Source organism: Halomonas sp. Bachu 37 (genome assembly GCF_039691755.1).
Classification (GTDB): Bacteria; Pseudomonadota; Gammaproteobacteria; order Pseudomonadales; family Halomonadaceae; genus Vreelandella; species Vreelandella kashgarensis.
Genome location: NZ_CP137552.1, coordinates 1,772,061 through 1,792,492, shown reverse-complemented (window position 1 = coordinate 1,792,492; position 20,432 = coordinate 1,772,061). Strand labels below are relative to the sequence as shown.

The window sequence follows — 20,432 nt, the reverse complement described above, 5'->3', positions numbered from 1 at the left end:
TGATGAATATCGGTGTACTGGGTGCCGGCCAGCTCGGCCGCATGTTGGCTCTGGCCGGGTATCCTCTGGGTAATCGGTTCACCTTCCTCGATACCACCGGTAACCCCAGCGCGGGCATCGGTGAGGTGATCGTCGACCCGAATAACCAGCACCTGGACGAATTTCTCGCAAAGGTCGACCTGGTGACCTACGAATTCGAGCATCTGCCGGTGGAGTTGGTGCGCGAAATCGAGGCGCAAAAGCCGGTCTATCCGGGCAGCCGCGCCATTGCGGTATGCCAGAACCGGGTGGAGGAGAAAGCGCTGTTCGATCGGCTGGGCATTCCCACCCCCGCCTACCGCGTGGTGGAGAGCGCCGAGCAGCTGGAGGCGGCCGCCCGCGAACTGGGCTGCCCTGTGGTGGCCAAGTCGGTCACCGAGGGCTACGACGGCAAGGGTCAGGCGGTTTTGAAGCAGCCCGAGCAGGCGCTCGAGTCTTGGAACTCCATTGGCCACTCGCAGCTTATCGTGGAGGCGTTCGTCGATTTCGTGCGTGAAGTGTCGATCATCGCCGTGCGCGGGCGCGATGGCCAGGTCGTCTTCTATCCGATGGCGGAAAACGTGCATGTCGATGGCATTCTGCGCTACTCCCTGGCGCCGATGCCCGACCTCGATGCTGCCGTACAGCAGACCGCCGACGGCTACATCCGGGCGCTGCTGGATGAGCTGGACTACGTTGGTGTGCTGGCTCTGGAGCTGTTCCAGACCCGCGAGGGAGACCTGCTGGCCAACGAAATGGCACCACGAGTCCATAACTCCGGCCACTGGACCATGGACGGAGCGGTTACCAGCCAGTTCGAGAATCATCTGCGCGCCATCCAGGGGCTGCCCTTGGGTGAGACCACCGCGCTGGCGCCCACCTGCATGGTCAACGTAATCGGTCGCGAAGGCGATATCACCGCGCTGCTGGCGCTGCCCCAGGCGCACCTGCACCGCTACGACAAGAGCGAGAGACCCGGACGCAAGCTGGGCCACGTCAATCTGGTCGCCGCCACCCATGACGAGCTGCTGGCGAGCGTGAAGTCTTGCGCCGAGCTGCTTCCCGGTTCGCCGGCCCCCACCTTCAGTTTCGAATAAGGACAGTACCCAGCCAGTCGCCAGCAAGGTCGTTGCCGTTCTGCCATGAATCCAGCCCGCCATCTTGGCGGGCTTTGGCTGTTCGGCAGAGAATAATTAGCGTAAATTCGGCTATAAAACGCACACGGCTATAAACAAGACCGGTTTCTATCCGGCGCTGGACAGGCGGCTTCATGGCGGACCATTCCTATTCACCCTCGTTCTCACCGCTGCGTAGCGGATACTCTCGCGATCACTACGCCAATCAGAAACAGTTGCGTAGCGAGCAGGTACGCCTGCTCTACGACCAGCTCTGGCAGCCGGTGCTGGCCAGCGTGCTGGCCAGTCTACTGCTGGTGGCTGCCATGTGGCCGGTCATGGATTCCGTCGTGCTGGTGGGTTGGCTCGTCGCCATCCTGACCATCTCATGTGTCAGGCTCGGCCTGGCGTACCGTTTTTATCGTCTACCCGCCATTCGACAGCAGCAGCGGCGATGGTTATGGCGTTTCAGCCTGGCATCCTGCGTCTCGGGAGTCATATGGGGTGCGGCGGGGCTGTTACTGTTTGCGGCGGAGCATGACGGCGAAATGGCGGCCTTGACCATTGTGCTGGCCGGCATCGCGGCGGGCGGTGTCACCACGCTCTCCTCGGTGTGGTGGGTGGCATTGAGCTTCGTGCTGCCGATTCTGTTGCCGCTCATGGTGCAGTTTTTGCGCCTGGGCTCGCCGCTTTCGATACTGCTGGGGATGCTGGTGGCGCTTTTCCTGGGGCTGGTGCTGGTCTCGAGTCGTCGCCTGAGTTGCATCATCCGCGACAACATTGCCCTGCGCGTGACAATGGCGTCACGCGAGGCGCAACTGCTGGAAAGCGAAAGCCGCTACCGTTCCATCTTTCAGCATTCGCCCCTGGGCGTGCTGCATTACACCCAGACGGGGATACTCAGCGACTGCAATGAAAAGCTGCTGGATATACTCAAGGTAAGCAAGGCCCAACTGGTGGGATACAACTTGCTGAAACCCTCCATCGACGGACATGTGATAGCGGCGGTAAGCGACTCTCTGCAGCGAGGCAGCGGTTATTACGAAGGCACCTACTGCTTGCCAGGTGCCAGAGAGGGCACGCCGGTGCGCGCTTTCTTCAATGGCGTACGCGGTACCCACGGTGACATCATCGGGGGCGTGGCGATCATCGAGGATTGCACCGAACGCAAGCGGGCCGAGGCGATCATTCATCGCCAGGCGCATTACGATCCCTTGACCGACCTGCCCAACCGCCGTCTGTTCATCGAGCGGTTGCAGGCACGTCTGCAGCCCTCGCGAGAAAGGCAACTGCCAGGGCTGCTGATGTTTCTCGACATGGACCGCTTCAAGTTGATCAACGATACCCTGGGGCATGCGGCGGGAGACGATCTGCTGGTGCAGGTTGCCAGGCGACTGGAGAGCTGTCTTGCAGAGGGGGATATGGCGGCGCGCCTAAGCGGTGATGAGTTCGTGATGCTGGCCTCGCTGGAAGCGCCTGAGGTGGAGATGGAATCCGCAGCCGAGGCGCGTGTCGAGGAGGTTCTCAATGTCCTCAAGGCGCCTTATCGGCTGGAAAGCCACTGGATGGATGTCACGCCGAGCGTGGGCTATACCTGCCTCGAGGCGGAAATGGACGACCATGAAGAGGCCTTGAAGCAGGCCGACATCGCCATGTATCAGGCCAAGACCCAGGGGCGCGCCCGCTTCTGCCGTTACCAGCCCGAGATGCGCCCGTCGTTGCCTCAGGAGTGAGTCGAAGCGGAAAATAGATTCACGATCAGAACGCCGGTAACGATGAATCCCATGCCGACCCAGGCGGCGGCATCCAGTTTCTGATCGAGTACCACGACACCAGCAAGCCCGATCAGCACCACGCCGAGGCCGCCCCAGATGGCGTAGACAATCCCCACCGGCATGCTTTTCATCACGATAGTGAGCAGATAGAAGGAACACGCGTAGCCGACCACCGTAATGACACTGGGCAACAACTGGGTGAACTGCTGCGACTTGTGCAGGAAGGTGGTGGCCACAACCTCCAGGAAAATAGCGAGAAACAATGCGGTGTAGGTCATGGCGGTTGGATTCATAGCTGTACTTTCCTTACGGCTGACTCGGCATCGGTCGTATCGTGCCGATAATGATTATGGTGCGCTTCAAAGAAGCTGCCCGCTGGCCCATACCCATAGGGCGAGCAAGGCGAAGTGGCCGGGATACCAGGCCAGCCACAGGCGCCGGGGCATGCCGGGGCGTACCCGGGGTACGCGCTGTGCCGCCCCGGCGGCAAGCAGCAGTACCGCCAGGCATGTCGCCACGGTGAAGGATTTGGCCATGTCCGAGGCATTCATCCGCCCGGCGATCAGCAGAGCCGGCAGGGCCCAGGCCGCCGCGATGAGCCGAGCGGAAAATGTCTCGCCGACCCGACTCAGATGGTGCATGGCCAGCATGTAAAGTGGAATCAGCAGCAAGCCGTTGTGCCCATATTCGACCCACAAGCCCAGCCAGTACCAAGCCGTCAGCATGATGACGCTAGTGACGGCCAGGCGCAGCGCGGAAAGCTGGCCCTGGCGATAGTCGAGCCACTGGTTGCGCAGCCAGACGCCGCCGGCGAGACCGCTGGCAAGGGTGAAACAGACATTGAGAATAAGCATGTCTGTCGCACGCGGCATCATCATGTAGGGCAACTGGGCGACCAGGCCGATGATCAGGATACGGCGCGCGTAGCGTAGCGGGTTGCGGGTATTGAACAGCCCATGCCAGGCCACCATAGCGGCAAACAGCGGAAAGGCAATGCGGCCGATGGAGGCGCCCGCCCACCCCAGCTCCCAGCTCGCCGGCAAGACGTAACGGGTCAGGTGATCCATCGTCATGGTGACCAGCGCCAGCCACTGGCCCCACCCCGTCCAGCTCGAGGAGGGCGCAATCGGGCGCGGCGGAAGCAGGGCGGGAGTGGGCATCGTTACCTCCGGATTGTAGCGATGGTAGCCAAGCGGGGCAGACATTCTGTACCGATTGAGGGGTATAACGCTAGCTTGACCAAACGAAACGCTGCGGCCGTCACAGGAAACAGACGATACACGAAAAAGCGTCCGGCCTGGGCCGGACGCTTTCATGTGCGGTGATGTCTTCAGGCGCGTTACACGAAACGCATAACGCGCATCACATTCAATCCAACCGCTTATTCCGCGTTCTTCTTGGACTCGGAGAAGTAGCGATTGTAGATTTCATCGTAGGTGCCGTCCTGCTGAACTTCGGCCAGGGCGTCGTTGAAACGATCGGCCAAGGCTTCATCGCGCTTGCGGAAAGCAATGCCGAAACCGTCACCGAAGTACTTCTTGGGCTCGGTAATCGTCTCGCCAACGACCCGGTAATCGCGGTTGTCGCTGTCCAGCAGCGTGGCCTTGCCCACCGGATAGTCGAGGAACAGGATGTCCAGGCGCTCGGCTTCCATGTCCAGCACCATGTCGTCAGCGGTGGAGTAGCGGCTGATGTCGGCGACGCTGCCGTACATGTCGGTGACGTAGTTATCCTGAAGGGTGCCACGCTGGACGCCGATGGTCTTGCCTTCCAGGCTCTCTTCGGTGGTCTCTTCCAGCTCGCTTGACGACGGGGCGAACCAGGCGGAGGGCGGCGTGAAGTAGGGATCGGAGAACAGCACGGTCTGGCGCCGTTCGTCGTTGATGGTCATGGAGGACATGATGGCGTCGTAGTTGCGCGACATCAGCCCCGGAATGATACCGTCCCACTCTTGCTCGATCCACTCGCAGGTGACGTCGATGCGCTCGCACAATTCATTGCCCAGTTCGATATCGAAACCCGTCAGCTCACCCTCGGGAGTGCGGTATTCCATCGGCTCGTAGGGCACATCCACGCCGATACGGACATGATCGTAGTCACGCGCCTGGGCGGAGGAAGCGGCGGCGACGGCAAGGCCAAGGAGGGAAACGGTCAACAGCTTCTTCATTATTTGACTCCTGTTATGGAATTTCACCTTTCGGTGATCGCCTTTAACCTAACCCAGGTTGGGGGCGACGAAAAGCGTTAGTCGAAACCTGAACCAACGCTTGTTTGACGCAAGCCCGTGTATCAGCTCTGCGGCCGAAGGTGAGCCAGCAGTTTCTTCTCCAGAAAACGAAAGAAAAACAGAATCGCGAATGTCAGGCACAGATACAGCGCGGCAACGAACAGGAAGGCTTCGAATGGCGCGTAGTAACGGGCGTAGACAAAGCGTGCCGCCCCGGTGAGGTCCATCAGCGTGACCACGCTGGCGATGGCGCTGGCATGCAACATGAAGATCACCTCGTTACCGTAGGCCGGCAGGGCGCGGCGAAAGGCGCTGGGCAGGATGATACGGCGCATCATCAGCCCCTGGGACATGCCGTAGGCACGGGCGGCCTCGATTTCGCCTTTCGAGGTGGACTTGATGGCACCACGAAATATCTCGGTGGTATAGGCGGCGGTGTTGAGGGTAAAGGCGATCAGGGCGGGGTAGAACGCCTCGCGCAGCAGGGGCCACAGGAACGACTCCTGGATGCCGTCGATGAATACCACGCCGTAGTAGATGATGTAGAGCTGGATAAGCAGCGGCGTCCCACGAAACACGTAGGTATAGACATAGATCGGCAGGCTGATCCACTTGTGCCGGGAGCCGCGCAGCACCGCGAGCGGCACGGCCATCACCAGGCCTATCACCAGCGAGAGAAACACCAGCTGGGTGGTGGTGACCAGGCCTTCCCAGTAGTAGCCCAGGGTCTGGGCGGTAAAGATGAGGTTGCCGGCGAGAAGATCGTCGAACCAGGCGGCGATATCCATGTCAGTGCTCCCCGAAGCCGATGTCGTAGTGTTTTTGCAGGCGGGCGAAGATCCATTCCGAGACGCTGGCGATCAACAGGTAGACGGCGGCGACGGGAATCAGGAATACGAACGGCTCGTGAGTGGCGCGGGAAGCTTCCGCCGCCACCCGGACCATGTCGGTCAGGCCGATGACCGACACCAACGCGGTCGTCTTGAGCAGGACCATCCAGTTGTTGGATAACCCCGGCAGGGCGTGGCGCATCATCAAGGGAAAGCGGATGCGGTGGAACACCAGCCACGGGCTCATGCCGTAGGCCTTGGCCGCTTCGATCTGGCCATTGTCCACCGCCATGAAGGCACCCCGGAAGGTCTCGCCCATATAAGCGCCGAAAATGAAACCGATGGTGATGACGCCGGCGGCGAAGGCGTTGAAGTTGATGTAGTAATCGAGCCCGTAGTTGTCATAGAGCATGTCGGTGATGGCGTTGATGCCGATCTGGCCGCCGAAGAACAGCAGCATCATCAGGACCAGGTCCGGCACCCCGCGAATCACCGTGGTGTAGAAGGTGGCGACGCGGTGCAGCAGCCAGCTGCGTGACATCTTGGCGCTGGCGGTGAGCAGCCCCAGCGCCAGCGCCAGGATCAATGACAGCACGGCCAGTTGAATGGTCACCCCGGCGCCTTCAAGCAGGCGCGGGCCATAACCTTGCAGATCCAGCATGGTAAGCCTCTCCGGGTTAATACTTGGGCGCCAGGAACTGCTGCAGGCGCGGCGACTGGGGGTTGGTGAGAATATCCTGGGGATGCCCGGCTTCTTCCACCACGCCCTGATGGAGGTAGATGACCTGGCTCGACACATCCCGGGCAAAGCCCATCTCATGGGTGACTACCACCATGGTGCGCCCCTCGTCGGCCAGATCGCGCATGACCTTGAGCACATCGCCCACCAGCTCCGGGTCGAGTGCCGAGGTGGGCTCATCGAACAGCATGACTTCCGGATTCATGGCCAGGGCACGGGCAATGGCGCCGCGCTGCTGCTGGCCACCGGACATCTGCGCCGGGTAGGCATCGGCCCTGGCGGTCAGCCCGACGCGCTCCAGCAGGTCACGGGCATGCGCGATGGCTTCCTTCTTGGGGGTGCCGAGTACGTGCACCGGTGCTTCGATGATGTTCTCCAGCAGGGTCATGTGCGCCCAGAGGTTGAAGCTCTGAAAGACCATGGAAAGCTTGGCGCGCATGCGTACGACCTGCTTCCAGTCGGCCGGCTCGCGACCGTGACGGGTCATCTTGAAGCGTATTTCCTCGCCATGCACCAGCAGGTCGCCTTCGTCGGGCTGTTCCAGCAGGTTCATGCAGCGCAGAAAGGTACTCTTGCCAGAACCGGAGGCGCCGATCAGCGTAATCACATCGCCTTTGTTGGCTTGCAGGGAAAGCCCTTTGAGAACTTCCGTATCACCGAAGCGTTTCTTGATGTTGCGCACTTCAAGGGGGATAGGCGTAGCGGCCATATCGTTGGCTCCAAAGCAGGGTTGCCAGCAACGTGTCGTGTTGACCCAGTTGTTGTAAACAGGGCATTGAGCGTGGCTGGCGCGAAAAGGGGGCGATTCTAACAGGCCAGCCGTCGCGACAGAGGCCTGGAGAGGAAAACACGTGCTCGACTTTGGTCGTATTTTAAGGAATTGACACGCATCTTGTCGCCTTGATTGTTGTTGTATTGTCTCTGAGTTCGGTCAATGCCGTATCTAGTTATCCGGAACGGAGGAGGGCGCGACCAATAGGGCGGCTCGTGCGCCCAATTCCACCTTGGGGTTGGGAAAGACCACCCGAAGCGGAGTCTCGCCGACGATGAAATCGCCCTGTACGGCGTCTCGAGCCAGGCAGGCACCGGGAGGAAATTCGGTGAAATTGGGCGTGTCGTCGGCGATGCACAGGGTAAATGCCTCCGAGCTGCGCATCAGCTCATACTCGACGCGAAAGAACTGCATTTCTGACAGCGGGGCCGATGTCGGTTCGCGCCCTTCCGCCAGCGCTTGCAGAAGCGCCAGCATGGGCTGCAGGGCGGCCAGGTCATTGGCGCCGAACGGTGCCACCTTGCCGAGCTCCAGAGTAAACGACTGGGCGGCATGATAGTGCTTGGTGTAGTGGGAGAACGTCCAGCTATGTTGATGCTGATGGAGCGCCGCCTGGATGCCGGCTGCCGCCAGCCAGCGCCACTGTTCGTGGGCGATTGCGGTCTCGGCATAGGGCTCCACCACGAAACGCGGATAGCGGCTATCGCGAATAGCCGTGTGCAGGTCGTAATGCAGGCGCCCCAGCGATGCATGGCGGGCATAGAAGGCATCCACCGCGGCCATCAGTTCGCGGGCGCGATCCGCTTCCTCGCCTGTGGCGTCCAGCTCACGGCGGAACAGGCGGTTGAGGTTGGTCGAGATGAAACGGCAGCTCTGGCGCAGCGCGGGCAAGTTGCCGAGTATCACCAGCAGTGGTGCTCCCAGCCGCAGTGTTCCCGCTTCCACGCCAGCCAGCAGTTCGCCGACCAGTTCTACCGGAGCGGTTTCATTGCCGTGGATGGCAGCGGAGAAGACACAGGCCCGACCCTGGGGGCCGATAGTATCAGGCAGCAGTTCCACGATACCCGGCCCGTAGAAACGGTAGCGGCCGGAGGGCAACTCACCCTGAAGTGAAGTCGGCTCGCGACCTTCTAGAGTTGCGTCCAGCCACTCGCTCAGCATCTTCCGTTCTCTGTTCGACAGGTAGCGCAGACGGCGCGGGAAAAGGACCGTTCAAGCATGAAAGCTGACAATAGCTGTATGACTTGCATGACGTGATTTCCCTCGAGAAAAGTCATTACCATTACCGGCGAGGGCCAGGGGGACAAGAGAGAGCGTCGAGCTGATGAAAATGGCTGGTTCGGAAATGAAAAACTTGCTCGGCAGGAAACCATCGAGTAAATCACTTCCAGAAAACGAAAACATTCGCTTTTATCTGCGGCAGCCTCCGCTATCTTATTAGCCATTACACAGGCTTTTTCTCACAGTCTTTTTCACAGACTTTTTCTCATAGACAAGGAGAGATGCATGACCAAGGTACTCGTACTTTATTACTCCATGTATGGACATATCGATACCATGGCGCACGCGGTGGCAGAGGGTGCGAAGAAAGTGCAAGGCGTCGAGGTAACCGTCAAGCGAGTACCCGAAACCATGGATGCCGAGGTGTTCGCCCAAGCCGGTGGCCAGCACAACGAGAGCGTTCCCGAGGCCACCCCCGCCGAGCTTGCGGACTACGATGCGATTATCGTGGGCACCCCGACCCGCTTCGGCAACATGGCCGGGCAGGTGCGTACCTTCTTCGACCAGACCGGCGGCCTGTGGGCCAAGGGAGCGCTGCGCGGCAAGGTGGCCAGCGTATTCACGTCCACCGGTACTGGTGGTGGCGACGAAATGACCATCACCTCGACCTGGACCACACTGGCTCATCACGGCATGGTGATCGTGCCGATCGGTTACGGCCTGGAAGAGCAGTTCGATATCTCCAAGGTCAGCGGCGGCACACCCTACGGCGCCGCGACGATTGCCGGCGGTGACGGTTCGCGCCAGCCCGATGATCGCGAACTCAAGATCGCATCCTTCCAGGGGGAGCACGTAGCGAAGATCGCCGCCAAGCTGGCAGGCTGATAATCGCTCCGGCCTGCGCTAGTGACGAGGCCCCGCCGAGATACCGCAAGGTATGTGTCGGCGGGGCCTTTTCATGAGCCGCTTTTTCATGAGACGCTTCTCGAATGGCGAGGGCGCCTTATGAGGTAGCTCAGTGGATGCAGGAAAAGCCAGCTGGCCAGGACAATACCGAGTGCCACCGTAATCAGTGCCGCCCAGTCGGTGGCTGTGGTCACGAATTCCAGGCGGGAGCTGGAGAGCATCGGAACCCACCATAGCGATGTGATGCCTGCCAGCAGGGCCGCTGCGCCAGCGGGTCGGCAATGGTGGCTCCCGGTGCGGTAGCCGCGCAGCCGTGCGATCAGCTGTACCGTCAGCAATGCTGCCACAAGGGAGAGGATCAGCGGCAGGAAGGGGGGCAGCGCGTGGGAGAGAACCGCCAGGATGCTGGTTAGCGAGAAATTCATGGCCGGGTCTCCTCAGGCAAGCCCTTCGAGCATGGCGTAGTAGGCGGGCTGAAGCAGGTAATCCTTCAGTACCCAGGCAACCCAGGACTCCTCTTTCGGGTCGATGAAGGAGAAAGAGGGTAGAAAGGCCATGTCGTTGTCGTAACCGAACTCCACCAGCATCGCCTTGCCGATGTCGGTAATCAGCGGACAGGAGGTATAGCCGTTGTGGCGGGCGGTTGGCGCCAAGCCCTGCAACTGAGCCACCAGGTTGGCCTCGACCACGGGAGCCTGAGCCTTGACGCTGGCTGCAGTCTTGTTGATCGGGGCGCCGATCACGTCACCGATCCCGAACACCTCGGGGTAGCGATTATGCTGAAGGGTATGGATATCGGTATCGAGCCACTCGCCGCGGAAGAGTCCATCCTTGGCGATCAGGCCGCTCTCGCGGATGAAGTCCGGAGCGCTCATGGGCGGCACCACATGAATGAAGCGGTAATCGATCACTTCGGTCATCTCGCCTTCACGACCGAGTTCCGGTTGACGACCCGTGCGGTGGGTGTTGAAGTCGCCGGCCGAGCCGATGAAGGTGAACTCCGCTTGGCGGGCGCCCGGATCGATGGCCGAAAGTTGGTACTGGTGGCGGCGCTCGATTCCCTCTTCGTCGAAACGCTGCTTGAGAAAAGCATTGACCCAGGGTTGGCTGAACATCGCCTGGCTCGGGGTCAGGTAGTCGAGCTGGAAGTCATCGCGGTGGCCGCTCTTCCTGATTTGTGACAGGGTGATGAAGGCCATCTTGATCGGCGCCCCGGCGCATTTCACCGGTGTGGCCGGGGCCGTGAACAGGCCCCGGCCACCGCCCTCGGCAATCCATTCGTCAATGGCCTGGCGAGTGCGGCCGGCGCTCTCCAGTCCGGCATAGACGCTGCCGATACCGTGATTTCCCACCAGGTCCGGTGACATGCCATCTATCAGGTGGTAGTTGAGTTGCAGCCCGGTGGCGACAACCAGGTAGTCGTACTCGGCGATACTGCCGTCCGACAGCGACACCCGGCGGTTGTCGGCATCAATTCCCACGGCTGACTGCCGGCTCCATTCGATGCCACGTGGCACGAAATCGGCATTTGGCCGCAGGGTCTGCTCAGGCTGCCAGGCCCCGCAGGCCACCAGCGTCCAGCCCGGCTGGTAGTGATGGATTTCGCGGGGCTCCACCAGCAGGATGCGGGCACCATCCAGCCGACGCGCCAGGCGGTTGGCCATGGCCATGCCGGCAGCACCGCCACCGAGGATGACGATACGAGCCCGGGTAGAAATCGTGGTGGCGTGAAGGGCTATGGGCGACAGTAGGCTTGCCGCCCCAGCTCCCATCCCTAGACGCAGTAGTTGGCGGCGGCTCAAGCGAGTGGAGACAAGAGGGAGGCGGGACATGGGCGGCTCCTGACAAGTCATTTTCATATGGTTATAACATATTAATTTTAGTCCGCTTCCGTGCCCTTGTTCTCAAGTGTCATTGATACATGTCACCAAATGCACTCATTTGCCCTCGATGCGTTCGGCGATGGCGCGGCCAAGGCTTGCGGTATTGCCCTGGCCGCGTAGATCCGGGGTCAGCACGTTGGGACTGCCCTCCGCCAGTACCGCCTCGATAGCCTCGACCAAGGCATTGGCGGCCTCTTGATGACCCAGATGCTCGAGCATCATCGCTCCTGACCAGATCTGACCGATGGGGTTGGCAATGCCCTTGCCGGCAATATCCGGGGCGCTGCCGTGTACCGGCTCGAACAGGCTGGGAAACTTGCCTTCCGGATTGATGTTGGCGGACGGGGCGATGCCGATGGTGCCGGTACAGGCCGGACCGAGATCCGACAGTATGTCGCCGAACAGATTGCTGCCCACCACCACGTCGAACCAGTCCGGGTGAAGCACGAAGTTGGCGGTGAGAATGTCGATATGGAACTTGTCCACAGACACCTCGGGGTAGGCCTCGGCCATCGCCTCGACGCGTTCGTCCCAGTAGGGCATGGTGATCGAGATGCCGTTGGACTTGGTCGCCGAGGTGAGCTTTTTCCGTGAGCGGGTCTGGGCCAGGTCGAAGGCGTACTTGAGCACGCGGTCGACGCCGGTGCGCGTCATCACCGTTTCCTGGATCACCACTTCCCGGTCGGTGCCCTCGAACATCTTGCCGCCGACGCTGGAGTATTCGCCTTCGGTGTTCTCGCGTACCACATAGAAGTCGATGTCCCCCGGTTCGCGACCGGCCAGTGGGCTTTGGATACCGGGCATCAATTTACAGGGGCGCAGGTTGATGTACTGGTCGAACCGGCGGCGAAACTGCAGCAGAGAGCCCCACAGGGAAATATGGTCCGGCACTTTTGCAGGCCAGCCCACCGCGCCGTAGAACAGCGCATCGAAATCCTTGAGCTGGTCGAACCAGTCGTCGGGCAGCATTTTTCCGTGCTCGAGATAGTAGTCACAGCTGCCGAACGCGAAGGTCTGGATATCGAGGTCGATGGCGAAGCGCTTGGCGGCGGCTTTCAGGGCGCGCAGCCCTTCGGGCATGACTTCGGTGCCGATACCGTCGCCGGCAATAACTGCAATGCGGTGGGCCATGGTTTCTCCTGGCGGCTTGATGGGGTTTCTATAGTTTTATTTCTATAGTTTTATTTCTATAGTTTTATTTCTATAGTTTTATTTCTATAGTTTTAATCGTCTCGTGCGGGGCAGGCTGCGCCCTGTTCGACTTCGATCAACTCTTCGACAGGGAAGTCGAGCCGGGCAGCTTGTTCGCGCAGACGTTTATCCACACTGGGGTCGAGCCGGGGCGTGCGGGAGAGTATCCACAGGTAGTCGCGGCTGGGACCCGATACCAACGCCCATTGATAGCCATCATCCAGTTCCAGCACATTGTAGCCGCCGTAGAAGGGGCCGAAGAAGCTCACCTTGAGCCTTCCCTCGTTCTCGCTATCGATGAAATAGGCCTTGCCTTCGGCTTCGTTCCACTCCTGCTTTTCCAGGTTATAGCCCCGATTGATCACGCGTATGACATCGTCGTCGCGCAGACTATAGCTTGCCGTGACGCAATCCAGATCGCGCTCGAAGGAGTGATCCAGCCGGGCGATTTCGTACCACTGGCCAAGGTAGCGGTCGAGTTCGAAGTCGTTCACGGCTCGAGCCCCGTCGGGTATGCCCGCGCATCCGGTCAGCAGAGAACCGAATAGAGGAAATAGCAGCCATGTCTTGAACTTCATGGGTAATCCTTACCGACAGGTCGTGAGATATGCTTTCGGTTCTGCTCACTTGCCCGCTTCGCGCACCAGAAAACAGAAGGGATGAAAGTAGAGGAAGCCGACGAGGGCGATTACGAGGGCGCTGACGCTCAAGCTGACCCAGCCCCACAGGCCATTGATATAAGCCAGGTGGGAATTGGCCATTAACGGTAGCCACCAGAAGGCGGAAGCACCGAGTAGCAGCGACAGGACAATGGCGATGTAGCTGCGGTAGGCAAGCAGCTGATAACCGTGGATGTACGCCGCCAGATGCAGGCCCAGCAGGACGATGATGCCAAGCACCAGCAGCCAGGTCATTGGCGAAAAGATGGTCGTTATTTCATGCCAGAAGGCCGTAATGCTCATTCAAACGCTCCCTTTCATTTTATCGCTTATGCTGATTCGCCCGGCATCACCGTGCCTTGCAAGGTGGTGATATCAAGCGTTTATAGCATAGTCCGCCTGCGCTCGGCCGCCCAGCGTGCCAGCGGGTCCTGGTTGAAATAACGCTGGAGAAGCCGGTAGAGCTCGGGATAGGCGCCTTCCAGTGTCTGCGGATCGCAGAAGAAGTACTCGCAGCAGACGGCAAAGCATTCACCGGGATGGCTGGCGGCGTAATCATCGATCGGTGTGGCGTGGCCGCGAGCCAGGCGAGCGGCAAGATCCTCCCATACCGCGGAGAAACTGGCATGCCATTCAACGGCGGATATCTCTCGCGGCAAGGGAGGGAAACCGTCGATATCCATCGAATTGCCCATATCCAGTTTATGCGCTAGTTCATGAATCAGCACATTGAAGCCGCTGAATTCGCCGCTCTGCATCAAGTCGGTGAAGGAGACGACCACCGGCCCTTGATAGGAAGTTTCCCCGGCGCGCAGGTCGCTGTACTCATGAACGATACCGAATTCATCCATCTCCTCTACCTGGCGGGAGAACCCCTCGGGCAGGATGAGGATTTCATGAACGTTAGCGAACGCCTCGCGATGCTCGTGCCCTTGCCAACCAAGCGTCAGCAGGCAAGCCTGCCCGGCCAGCGCCAGCTGGGCGGGAGGGTCGAAGGGCGTATCGCCCAGGGCGGGGTGAAGGGTAAGCCGCTTGCGGTGGAGAAAGTCGTGGGCGCGGCCGGCCAGGCGCCGTGATTCATCCTCAGGCAGCGTCGCCAGCAAGGGCACGCGCGAGCAGGCCTCCCGCCAATCTGCCTTGGGAAGCCCGCCATGAGAACCGCGCTTCAAACGAAAGAATGACGGCATGCGATACTTCGCTGACAGGCAGACTTCACAGAATAGTCGAAACGCCCCGACAGGCTGTGCTTACTGCGCAAGGCTGGCTTCGATGATCGGCCAGGCGGGCTCGCCATCGGTGCTGGTGACATCGGTCAGCATGGCTTCGACACGCTCGGTATTGTCGGCGATCCATTGGCTGGCGACCTCGCTGAGATCACGCTCCTGCTGGCCGTACTCCTGAATCATCCAGCTCTGCTCCTCGGCGCTGAAGGTGAAGTTTTCGAAAAAGGCCAGCAGGTTGGGATTGGATTCGGCGTAGTCGCCGCGTACCAGGGTCAGGACTTCGCTTTCGCCGTTGTTCTCGCCGAACAGGTCCTTGGGGTCCTCGAGATAGCGCATCGGCAGTTCCAGGTTCATCCAGTGCGGTGTCCAGCCCACCCAGACGATGGCTTCCTCGCGGGAAATGGCATCGCGGGCGGCGCTGAGCATGCCGACTTCGCTGGTATCCACCAGGCTCCAGTCACCGAGGCCCCAGGTATCGTCATCGATGGCCGCTTCCAGGATTTCGCTGGCCGCGGAGCCAGCGCCGAACCCGTGGATCTTGCCGTTGAACCGCTCACGGTTGTCGTCTAGGTCGGCGAAGCTCTGGATACCGTCCTCATAGAGATACTCGGGTACCGCCAGGGTCATCTGTGCGCCATCGACGTTATTGGCCACGCTGACGATGCTGCCGCTCTCCTCGCGAGGCGTGAACATGTCCCGTTGTGCCGGCATCCAACCGCCGAGAAAGACGTCGATATCACCGCTTTCCATGCCCTGGTAGATCACCTGCAGGCCCAGCTCGTTGGCCTGGGTGTCGTACCCCAGCGGGCCCAGCAGCTGTTCGGCGATTTCTGTCTTGACCGTGATACCCGGCCAGGCGGGTACGCCGAAATCCAATGTCTTGTCGTCGGCCTGTGCCGTGGCGGCCAGGGTGGCGAGAGAGATGCCGGTCACGAGCTTCGTCAGGGTATGGGTCATCGGCTGACTCCTTTGTGAATGTCTTTAAGTGTCATTCTATACAAACATATTTTCCGTTTGGTTGTTTTCAAGCTTGGCATTGGCGTGCCAGTAGGCAGCGTACTCAGCGACGAGCGGTTCTGGCTGGTGCGGCCCAGCCGGCGCCAAGTGAGGGAGGAGGCGGCACTGGTGTGGCAATGGCTGAAGAACTCAATATAACTAGTGCTTTTTGTCGAAAAAGTCAGATATTGCCAATTTTCTTGCCATTTTGGTGCAGTCGTGAAGAATGATGCGCCATCAAATGTTCTTTAAGGTGTAACTAGTATGGATTTTTCTCTTCCAGCACTGTTGATGTCGCTGATCGATCGCGGCAACGGTCTGCTCTGGGGCAGTGTGCTGATTTATCTTTTGATCGGTGCGGGTCTCTATTTCACCGTCATGACACGCGCCATTCAGGTGCGTTACTTCGGTCACATGTTCAAGCTGTTGCGTGGTTCGCGGGAGTCCAACGGCGGAATTTCGTCGTTCCAGGCGCTCTCGACGAGCCTGGCGGCGCGGGTCGGGACCGGTAACCTGGCTGGTGTGGCGGTAGCGATCTACTTTGGTGGCCCCGGTGCCATTTTCTGGATGTGGATGACCGCCATGGTGGGCATGGCGACCAGTTTTGTCGAGTCGACGCTGGCTCAGGCCTACAAGGTTGATCATGGCGACAGTACATTCCGTGGCGGGCCCGCGCGTTATATCGAGCGCGGCCTGGGGCTACGCTGGCTGGCGGTACTGTTCTCGATCTGCTTGATCATTGCCTTCGGCCTGGCGTTCAACAGCGTGCAGGCAAACTCCATCGCCCAGGCCATGGAACAGGCATTTGCCGTGCCCACCTGGGCCATGGGGCTGGTGCTGGTGGTTGTGGTCGCTCCCATTATCTTCGGCGGCGTGAAGTCAATCGCCAAGGTGGCCGAGTTGATCGTGCCGCTGATGGCGCTTCTGTACCTGGTATTGGCGTTGATTGTCGTCGTGCTGAACATTACCGAGTTGCCCGCGGCAATCATGACCATTGTGCGCAGCGCTTTCGGCTTAGAGCAGGCCGCGGGTGGCGCGATGGGCTTTGCAGTGTCCCAGGCGATCATCAACGGCATACAGCGTGGATTGTTCTCCAACGAGGCGGGCATGGGCTCGGCACCCAACGCGGCGGCAACCGCCAGCACAAACCCCGATCATCCGGCGGCCCAGGGCTTCATTCAGATGCTCGGCGTCTTTCTCGATACCTTGGTGATCTGCACCGCGACCGCGGCGATCATCATCATGGCCGGCCCGGAATTGCTGGCCAGTGAAGAAGCCAACGGTATCCAGTTGACTCAAATGGCTCTGTCCAGTCACGTGGGGGATTGGGGGGCCATGTTTATCGCCGTGGCGATTCTGTTGTTCGCCTTTACCTCGGTGATAGCCAATTACTCCTATGGTGAATCCAATATCGAGTACCTGGCCGGAAGTCGTGCGCCGGTAGCGGTGCTGATCTACCGTCTAGCCGTGCTGGGAATGGTCATGGTCGGTTCGGTGGCGAGTCTTGGGGCTATCTGGAACTTCGCCGATCTCTCCATGGGCATGATGGCGATCATCAACCTGGTGGCGATCCTGCTGCTGTCGCCGATTGCCTTTGCCCTGTTCCGTGATTATGACCAGCAGCTGAAAGCGGGCAAGGAACCGGTCTTCGATCCCAGCAAGTTCCCCAAGCTGGCCAACAAGGTAGACCCCAACGCCTGGCCGAAGAAAAAGTAAGCCAATCCTGCGTAATAAGCCCACCGTCTGTGAGGAAGGTGGGCTACTAGAGGCGAACGCGATGCCGCGCCCCGAGCTGCTCGAGCAGATATACACCATCGTCGACAGGATTCCCGCCGGGCGTGTCACCACCTATGGGCGCATTGCGGCGATGACCGAAGGGGCGACACCGCGCATGGTGGGATCGGCCATGCGTCACCTGCCGGACGGGCACCAGCTGCCCTGGCACCGCGTGATCGCCGCATCGCTGAAGCTTGCCGATCACGGCGGGGCCGCGCGTCAGCACCAGAAGCTGCGCGACGAAGGCGTAACGTTCGACGCCAAGGGGCGAGTGCCCGTCCATCTGCTCTGGCCTGATTAGATATTGCACAACAAAACGCCGCCTATCAGGGCGGCGTTTTGTTGTAAGGGTAGGCCTACTCGTTGAGGTTGGCACCCGACTTCCACGACCAGTCGCGCCAGCGTAGATCGAACAGGTCCTTGCGCCGGTCCTTGAGATTGGTCACCGAGCCTTCGGCGCGCACCACGGTCAGACGCGTGAGGTCGAGATCGGAGAAGATTACCATCTCGGTGTTGGGCGTGGTCTCGGCGAGCACGGCATCGTGGGGGAAGGGGAAATCCGAGGGCGAGAACACCGCCGACTGGGCGTACTGGATGTCCAGGTTACGGATCGACGGTACGTTGCCCACGCTGCCGCACAGCACCACATAGCACTCGTTCTCGATGGCCCGCGCCTGGGCGCAGTGGCGAACCCGCAGGTAGCCGTTCTTGGTATCGGTCCAGAACGGCACGAAGAGGATGTCCATGTCCTGGTCGGCAAGCAGCCGGGCGAGCTCGGGAAACTCCACGTCGTAGCAGATCAGGATGCCCACGCGGCCGGCATCGGTGTCGAACACCTGCAATTCATCGCCACCTTCGATCACCCACTCGCGGCGCTCCTGGGGGGTGATATGCAGCTTCGATTGCTTTTCGACCTGCCCATCACGGTGGCACAGGTAACTGACGTTGTAGAGCCGGTCTTCCTCGCCCACCTCAATCATCGAGCCGGCGACGATATTGATGTTGTAGGAGACCGCCATGCGCGACAGCTCGGTCTTGAACTGCTCGGTGAATCCGGCCAGGAAACGGATGGCGGCGATCTGATCCTGCTGAGTAGCTCGGTCCTGCAACCCCATCAGCGGCGCATTGAACAGTTCCGGGAAGACGGCGAAGTCGCTCTGGTAGCTGGAGAGTGCATCGACGAAGTACTCCACCTGCTGCAGCACGGCCTCCATCGAGGCGCATTCGCGCATCTGCCACTGCACGGCACCGATACGCACCTGAGTGGGGCGGTTCTCCAGTACCCGCTCGGCGGGCTCGAAGAGAATGTTGTTCCACTCCAGTAACGTGGCGAAGCCTTGGGACTTCTCGTCTTCGGGCAGGTACTTGCGCAGCAGGCGCTTGACCTGGAAGTCGTTGGCCAGTTGGAAGGAGAGAATCGGATCGTGAATCTCCTTGCGCGCTACCCGCTCGATATACTCGGCGGGGGAGAGATCGGGGTACTGGTGATAACTGGGGATGCGGCCGCCGGCGAGTATTGCCCGCAGGTTGAGCGAACGGCACAGCTCCTTTCGCGCTTCATACAAGCGCCGACCCAGACGATAGCCGCGATAGTCGGGATGGATCAGCACATCCAGCCCGTACATGGCGTCGCCATCGGCATCGTTGAGAATGATCTCCCGGTGACCGATCAGGTCGTCGTATTTATGCGGATTGGAGAAATCGTCGTAATCCACTTGTGCGGTAAGCGCCACGCCGACCAGACGGCCATCGTCCTCGATGGCGATCTGGCCGTCGGGGAACTCCTGGATCAGCTTGTCGATGGTGCGCTTGGGCCAGGCACCACCGATATCATGATACACGGCATCCATCAGGGTCTTGAGCTGACCGTAATCATCCGATGACAGATTGCGTAGATTGAGGTGCAGATCTTCTAGCGACATAGCGTGGCGTTTCTCATCAGGGGAACGAGATGACCGAGTTTAGCACGGACGCTAAAACCCACATCGTAGGGCGATGTGGGTCGGCTGGGGGTATGACTCATTTCTTGAGCAATCGTTTCTTGAATAATCGTTTCTTGAACAAGCGCTTCCTGGCCAAACGTTTAATGCCGGGTCTGCGCTTGCCTTGCTAAGGGTCAAGCGCGCTCGCTACGTGCCATCGGCTGAGCCAGCGGGCGAGTCAACGTTTGCGCCATGATCACCCCGGTCAGAATCAGCAGCCCGCCGATGAAATGGAAGCCGGCTACACGCTCTCCCAGCAACAGCATGGCGATGATGGCGCTGAACAGTGGCATCAGGTTGATGAAGATACTCGCCTGGTTCGCCCCGATCTGGCGCACTGCACGCATCCACAGGTAGGTGGTGATGATGGAGGCGGGAATGCCGGCATAGGCGATCAGCCCGATATTGTGAATATCGACCGGGGTCATCGGCCCCAGCAAGTAGCCAGGCAACAGGAAAAGCACCGCGAAGCAGACCTGAGCATACAGCATCACCCAGGGCGGAAGCTGCATGCCCCAGAGCTTGAGCATGACACCGTAAAGCGCGTAGCAGGTCGCCGCCGCCACCATCAGCGCATCGCCGCGAGCTACCTCTAGATGCAGCAACGAAAGCGGATTACCGTGCCCCAGCAGCACGGTGACACCGACAAACGCCACCGCTCCGCCCAGCACCCCGCCGAGCGTAGGTGGCTCGCGCAGGATCAGTGCGCTCAATAGCACCGTCAATAGCGGCACCATGGCGGCCAGAATACCCATGTTGGTGGCGCTGGTGGTTGCCGCCGCGACGTAAGCAAGCCCTTGCCACAGCCCCATGCCGAGCAGCCCCAGCAAGGCGAGCCGGGGCCATTGGCGGCGAATCTCGTCGCGGTGGCGCAGTGCCGCGGGCAGTACGAAGGGCGTCAACACCACCAGGGCGAGTAGCCAGCGCAGAAACGCGATGCTGCTGGGAGCGATAGTGCCGACGGTGAGCTGATTGATGGTCATGTTGCCCGACCAGATCAGCACCGCGATCAAGGGCGGGATAAAGTACTTAAATGGCATGGGGTTCCTTCCTCTCATCAAGCCTGACAATGTGACGTGGTTTGCCGAAGACGGCAAGACCTTCGAAGGCTGTACGTGA

22 protein-coding genes are annotated in these 20,432 nt (G+C 60.2%); 5 read left to right on the top strand and 17 right to left on the bottom strand.

The window, feature by feature from the left end:
• Nucleotides 1-2: 2 nt before the first annotated feature.
• A complete protein-coding gene (locus tag R5M92_RS08245; RefSeq protein WP_346795424.1) occupies nucleotides 3-1,115 on the top strand; it encodes a 5-(carboxyamino)imidazole ribonucleotide synthase in 1,113 nt (370 codons plus the stop codon).
• Here the strand turns inward: R5M92_RS08245 and R5M92_RS08240 are convergent.
• Entirely contained in the window at nucleotides 1,102-1,290 is a 189-nt protein-coding gene (locus tag R5M92_RS08240) for a hypothetical protein (RefSeq protein ID WP_346795423.1), read from the bottom strand. The genes R5M92_RS08245 and R5M92_RS08240 overlap by 14 nt on opposite strands.
• Between R5M92_RS08240 and R5M92_RS08235 the strand changes: the two genes are divergently transcribed.
• Nucleotides 1,289-2,866 carry a diguanylate cyclase domain-containing protein gene (locus R5M92_RS08235; protein ID WP_346795422.1) on the top strand — a complete coding sequence of 526 codons (1,578 nt, stop codon included), beginning with the start codon at nucleotides 1,289-1,291 and terminating at the stop codon, nucleotides 2,864-2,866. The genes R5M92_RS08240 and R5M92_RS08235 overlap by 2 nt on opposite strands.
• Here R5M92_RS08235 and R5M92_RS08230 read toward each other — a convergent pair.
• From R5M92_RS08230 to R5M92_RS08200, 7 genes are all read right to left on the bottom strand, one after another.
• A complete protein-coding gene (locus R5M92_RS08230) occupies nucleotides 2,857-3,186 on the bottom strand; it encodes a DMT family transporter (RefSeq protein WP_417339141.1) in 330 nt (109 codons plus the stop codon). The two genes, R5M92_RS08235 and R5M92_RS08230, sit on opposite strands and share 10 nt — an antisense overlap.
• Before the next feature lie 81 nt (nucleotides 3,187-3,267).
• Entirely contained in the window at nucleotides 3,268-4,068 is an 801-nt protein-coding gene (locus R5M92_RS08225) for a TraX family protein (protein WP_346795421.1), read from the bottom strand.
• 221 nt (nucleotides 4,069-4,289) lie between these two features.
• On the bottom strand, nucleotides 4,290-5,075 hold the full coding sequence (locus tag R5M92_RS08220; RefSeq protein ID WP_346795420.1) for a transporter substrate-binding domain-containing protein: 786 nt from the start codon (nucleotides 5,073-5,075) through the stop codon (nucleotides 4,290-4,292).
• A gap of 122 nt (nucleotides 5,076-5,197) precedes the next feature.
• The gene (locus tag R5M92_RS08215) at nucleotides 5,198-5,923 is read right to left on the bottom strand and encodes an ABC transporter permease (protein ID WP_346795419.1); all 726 of its coding nucleotides are present in this window, start codon (nucleotides 5,921-5,923) and stop codon (nucleotides 5,198-5,200) included.
• A gap of 1 nt (nucleotide 5,924) precedes the next feature.
• Entirely contained in the window at nucleotides 5,925-6,626 is a 702-nt protein-coding gene (locus R5M92_RS08210; protein ID WP_346795418.1) for an ABC transporter permease, read from the bottom strand.
• 16 nt (nucleotides 6,627-6,642) lie between these two features.
• Nucleotides 6,643-7,413 carry an ABC transporter ATP-binding protein gene (locus R5M92_RS08205; RefSeq protein ID WP_346795417.1) on the bottom strand — a complete coding sequence of 257 codons (771 nt, stop codon included), beginning with the start codon at nucleotides 7,411-7,413 and terminating at the stop codon, nucleotides 6,643-6,645.
• Nucleotides 7,414-7,647: 234 nt separating this feature from the next.
• On the bottom strand, nucleotides 7,648-8,637 hold the full coding sequence (locus R5M92_RS08200; RefSeq protein ID WP_346795416.1) for a succinylglutamate desuccinylase: 990 nt from the start codon (nucleotides 8,635-8,637) through the stop codon (nucleotides 7,648-7,650).
• Nucleotides 8,638-8,982: 345 nt separating this feature from the next.
• Between R5M92_RS08200 and wrbA the strand changes: the two genes are divergently transcribed.
• A complete protein-coding gene (gene wrbA, locus R5M92_RS08195) occupies nucleotides 8,983-9,582 on the top strand; it encodes an NAD(P)H:quinone oxidoreductase (RefSeq protein WP_346795415.1) in 600 nt (199 codons plus the stop codon).
• A gap of 86 nt (nucleotides 9,583-9,668) precedes the next feature.
• Here wrbA and R5M92_RS08190 read toward each other — a convergent pair whose 3' ends face one another.
• The 7 genes from R5M92_RS08190 to R5M92_RS08160 form a co-directional block, all read right to left on the bottom strand.
• Complete coding sequence (locus R5M92_RS08190; RefSeq protein WP_346795414.1) at nucleotides 9,669-10,028, bottom strand: hypothetical protein; 360 nt, start codon at nucleotides 10,026-10,028, stop codon at nucleotides 9,669-9,671.
• A gap of 12 nt (nucleotides 10,029-10,040) precedes the next feature.
• Nucleotides 10,041-11,435 (bottom strand): FAD/NAD(P)-binding oxidoreductase, encoded by a 1,395-nt coding sequence (locus R5M92_RS08185; protein ID WP_346795413.1) that lies wholly within the window; start codon nucleotides 11,433-11,435, stop codon nucleotides 10,041-10,043.
• A gap of 105 nt (nucleotides 11,436-11,540) precedes the next feature.
• Entirely contained in the window at nucleotides 11,541-12,617 is a 1,077-nt protein-coding gene (locus R5M92_RS08180) for a tartrate dehydrogenase (protein WP_346795412.1), read from the bottom strand.
• 92 nt (nucleotides 12,618-12,709) lie between these two features.
• Nucleotides 12,710-13,255: a lipocalin family protein gene (locus tag R5M92_RS08175; protein ID WP_346795411.1), complete on the bottom strand. Its 546-nt coding sequence runs from the start codon at nucleotides 13,253-13,255 to the stop codon at nucleotides 12,710-12,712.
• A 45-nt stretch (nucleotides 13,256-13,300) separates the two neighbouring features.
• Nucleotides 13,301-13,639: a hypothetical protein gene (locus R5M92_RS08170; protein WP_346795409.1), complete on the bottom strand. Its 339-nt coding sequence runs from the start codon at nucleotides 13,637-13,639 to the stop codon at nucleotides 13,301-13,303.
• 80 nt (nucleotides 13,640-13,719) lie between these two features.
• Nucleotides 13,720-14,523 carry a M90 family metallopeptidase gene (locus tag R5M92_RS08165; RefSeq protein WP_346795408.1) on the bottom strand — a complete coding sequence of 268 codons (804 nt, stop codon included), beginning with the start codon at nucleotides 14,521-14,523 and terminating at the stop codon, nucleotides 13,720-13,722.
• Nucleotides 14,524-14,583: 60 nt separating this feature from the next.
• A complete protein-coding gene (locus R5M92_RS08160) occupies nucleotides 14,584-15,516 on the bottom strand; it encodes an ABC transporter substrate-binding protein (protein WP_346795407.1) in 933 nt (310 codons plus the stop codon).
• A 303-nt stretch (nucleotides 15,517-15,819) separates the two neighbouring features.
• On the opposite strand from R5M92_RS08160, the gene R5M92_RS08155 reads away from it, so the two are divergent.
• Complete coding sequence (locus tag R5M92_RS08155; RefSeq protein ID WP_346795406.1) at nucleotides 15,820-17,271, top strand: sodium:alanine symporter family protein; 1,452 nt, start codon at nucleotides 15,820-15,822, stop codon at nucleotides 17,269-17,271.
• Between the two features lie 61 nt (nucleotides 17,272-17,332).
• Nucleotides 17,333-17,632 (top strand): MGMT family protein, encoded by a 300-nt coding sequence (locus R5M92_RS08150; protein WP_346795405.1) that lies wholly within the window; start codon nucleotides 17,333-17,335, stop codon nucleotides 17,630-17,632.
• Nucleotides 17,633-17,687: 55 nt separating this feature from the next.
• On the opposite strand, the gene R5M92_RS08145 is transcribed toward R5M92_RS08150, so the two are convergent.
• Together R5M92_RS08145 and R5M92_RS08140 are read right to left on the bottom strand one after the other, a co-directional pair.
• Nucleotides 17,688-19,253: a bifunctional GNAT family N-acetyltransferase/carbon-nitrogen hydrolase family protein gene (locus R5M92_RS08145; RefSeq protein ID WP_346795404.1), complete on the bottom strand. Its 1,566-nt coding sequence runs from the start codon at nucleotides 19,251-19,253 to the stop codon at nucleotides 17,688-17,690.
• A 194-nt stretch (nucleotides 19,254-19,447) separates the two neighbouring features.
• The gene (locus R5M92_RS08140; RefSeq protein WP_346795403.1) at nucleotides 19,448-20,353 is read right to left on the bottom strand and encodes a DMT family transporter; all 906 of its coding nucleotides are present in this window, start codon (nucleotides 20,351-20,353) and stop codon (nucleotides 19,448-19,450) included.
• Nucleotides 20,354-20,432: the final 79 nt, after the last annotated feature.

What these genes read in the sequence shown, in the direction of transcription:
- R5M92_RS08170 (WP_346795409.1), bottom strand. Translation starts at nt 13,639, where the DNA reads ATGAGCATTACGGCCTTCTGGCATGAAATAACGACCATCTTTTCGCCA.
- R5M92_RS08185 (WP_346795413.1), bottom strand. Translation starts at nt 11,435, where the DNA reads ATGTCCCGCCTCCCTCTTGTCTCCACTCGCTTGAGCCGCCGCCAACTA.
- R5M92_RS08150 (WP_346795405.1), top strand. Translation starts at nt 17,333, where the DNA reads ATGCCGCGCCCCGAGCTGCTCGAGCAGATATACACCATCGTCGACAGG.
- R5M92_RS08160 (WP_346795407.1), bottom strand. Translation starts at nt 15,516, where the DNA reads ATGACCCATACCCTGACGAAGCTCGTGACCGGCATCTCTCTCGCCACC.
- R5M92_RS08165 (WP_346795408.1), bottom strand. Translation starts at nt 14,523, where the DNA reads ATGCCGTCATTCTTTCGTTTGAAGCGCGGTTCTCATGGCGGGCTTCCC.
- R5M92_RS08220 (WP_346795420.1), bottom strand. Translation starts at nt 5,075, where the DNA reads ATGAAGAAGCTGTTGACCGTTTCCCTCCTTGGCCTTGCCGTCGCCGCC.
- R5M92_RS08140 (WP_346795403.1), bottom strand. Translation starts at nt 20,353, where the DNA reads ATGCCATTTAAGTACTTTATCCCGCCCTTGATCGCGGTGCTGATCTGG.
- R5M92_RS08145 (WP_346795404.1), bottom strand. Translation starts at nt 19,253, where the DNA reads ATGTCGCTAGAAGATCTGCACCTCAATCTACGCAATCTGTCATCGGAT.
- R5M92_RS08235 (WP_346795422.1), top strand. Translation starts at nt 1,289, where the DNA reads ATGGCGGACCATTCCTATTCACCCTCGTTCTCACCGCTGCGTAGCGGA.
- R5M92_RS08200 (WP_346795416.1), bottom strand. Translation starts at nt 8,637, where the DNA reads ATGCTGAGCGAGTGGCTGGACGCAACTCTAGAAGGTCGCGAGCCGACT.
- R5M92_RS08155 (WP_346795406.1), top strand. Translation starts at nt 15,820, where the DNA reads ATGGATTTTTCTCTTCCAGCACTGTTGATGTCGCTGATCGATCGCGGC.
- R5M92_RS08210 (WP_346795418.1), bottom strand. Translation starts at nt 6,626, where the DNA reads ATGCTGGATCTGCAAGGTTATGGCCCGCGCCTGCTTGAAGGCGCCGGG.
- R5M92_RS08205 (WP_346795417.1), bottom strand. Translation starts at nt 7,413, where the DNA reads ATGGCCGCTACGCCTATCCCCCTTGAAGTGCGCAACATCAAGAAACGC.
- R5M92_RS08190 (WP_346795414.1), bottom strand. Translation starts at nt 10,028, where the DNA reads ATGAATTTCTCGCTAACCAGCATCCTGGCGGTTCTCTCCCACGCGCTG.
- R5M92_RS08175 (WP_346795411.1), bottom strand. Translation starts at nt 13,255, where the DNA reads ATGAAGTTCAAGACATGGCTGCTATTTCCTCTATTCGGTTCTCTGCTG.
- R5M92_RS08215 (WP_346795419.1), bottom strand. Translation starts at nt 5,923, where the DNA reads ATGGATATCGCCGCCTGGTTCGACGATCTTCTCGCCGGCAACCTCATC.
- R5M92_RS08240 (WP_346795423.1), bottom strand. Translation starts at nt 1,290, where the DNA reads ATGAAGCCGCCTGTCCAGCGCCGGATAGAAACCGGTCTTGTTTATAGC.
- R5M92_RS08230 (WP_417339141.1), bottom strand. Translation starts at nt 3,186, where the DNA reads ATGACCTACACCGCATTGTTTCTCGCTATTTTCCTGGAGGTTGTGGCC.
- R5M92_RS08245 (WP_346795424.1), top strand. Translation starts at nt 3, where the DNA reads ATGAATATCGGTGTACTGGGTGCCGGCCAGCTCGGCCGCATGTTGGCT.
- R5M92_RS08225 (WP_346795421.1), bottom strand. Translation starts at nt 4,068, where the DNA reads ATGCCCACTCCCGCCCTGCTTCCGCCGCGCCCGATTGCGCCCTCCTCG.
- wrbA (WP_346795415.1), top strand. Translation starts at nt 8,983, where the DNA reads ATGACCAAGGTACTCGTACTTTATTACTCCATGTATGGACATATCGAT.
- R5M92_RS08180 (WP_346795412.1), bottom strand. Translation starts at nt 12,617, where the DNA reads ATGGCCCACCGCATTGCAGTTATTGCCGGCGACGGTATCGGCACCGAA.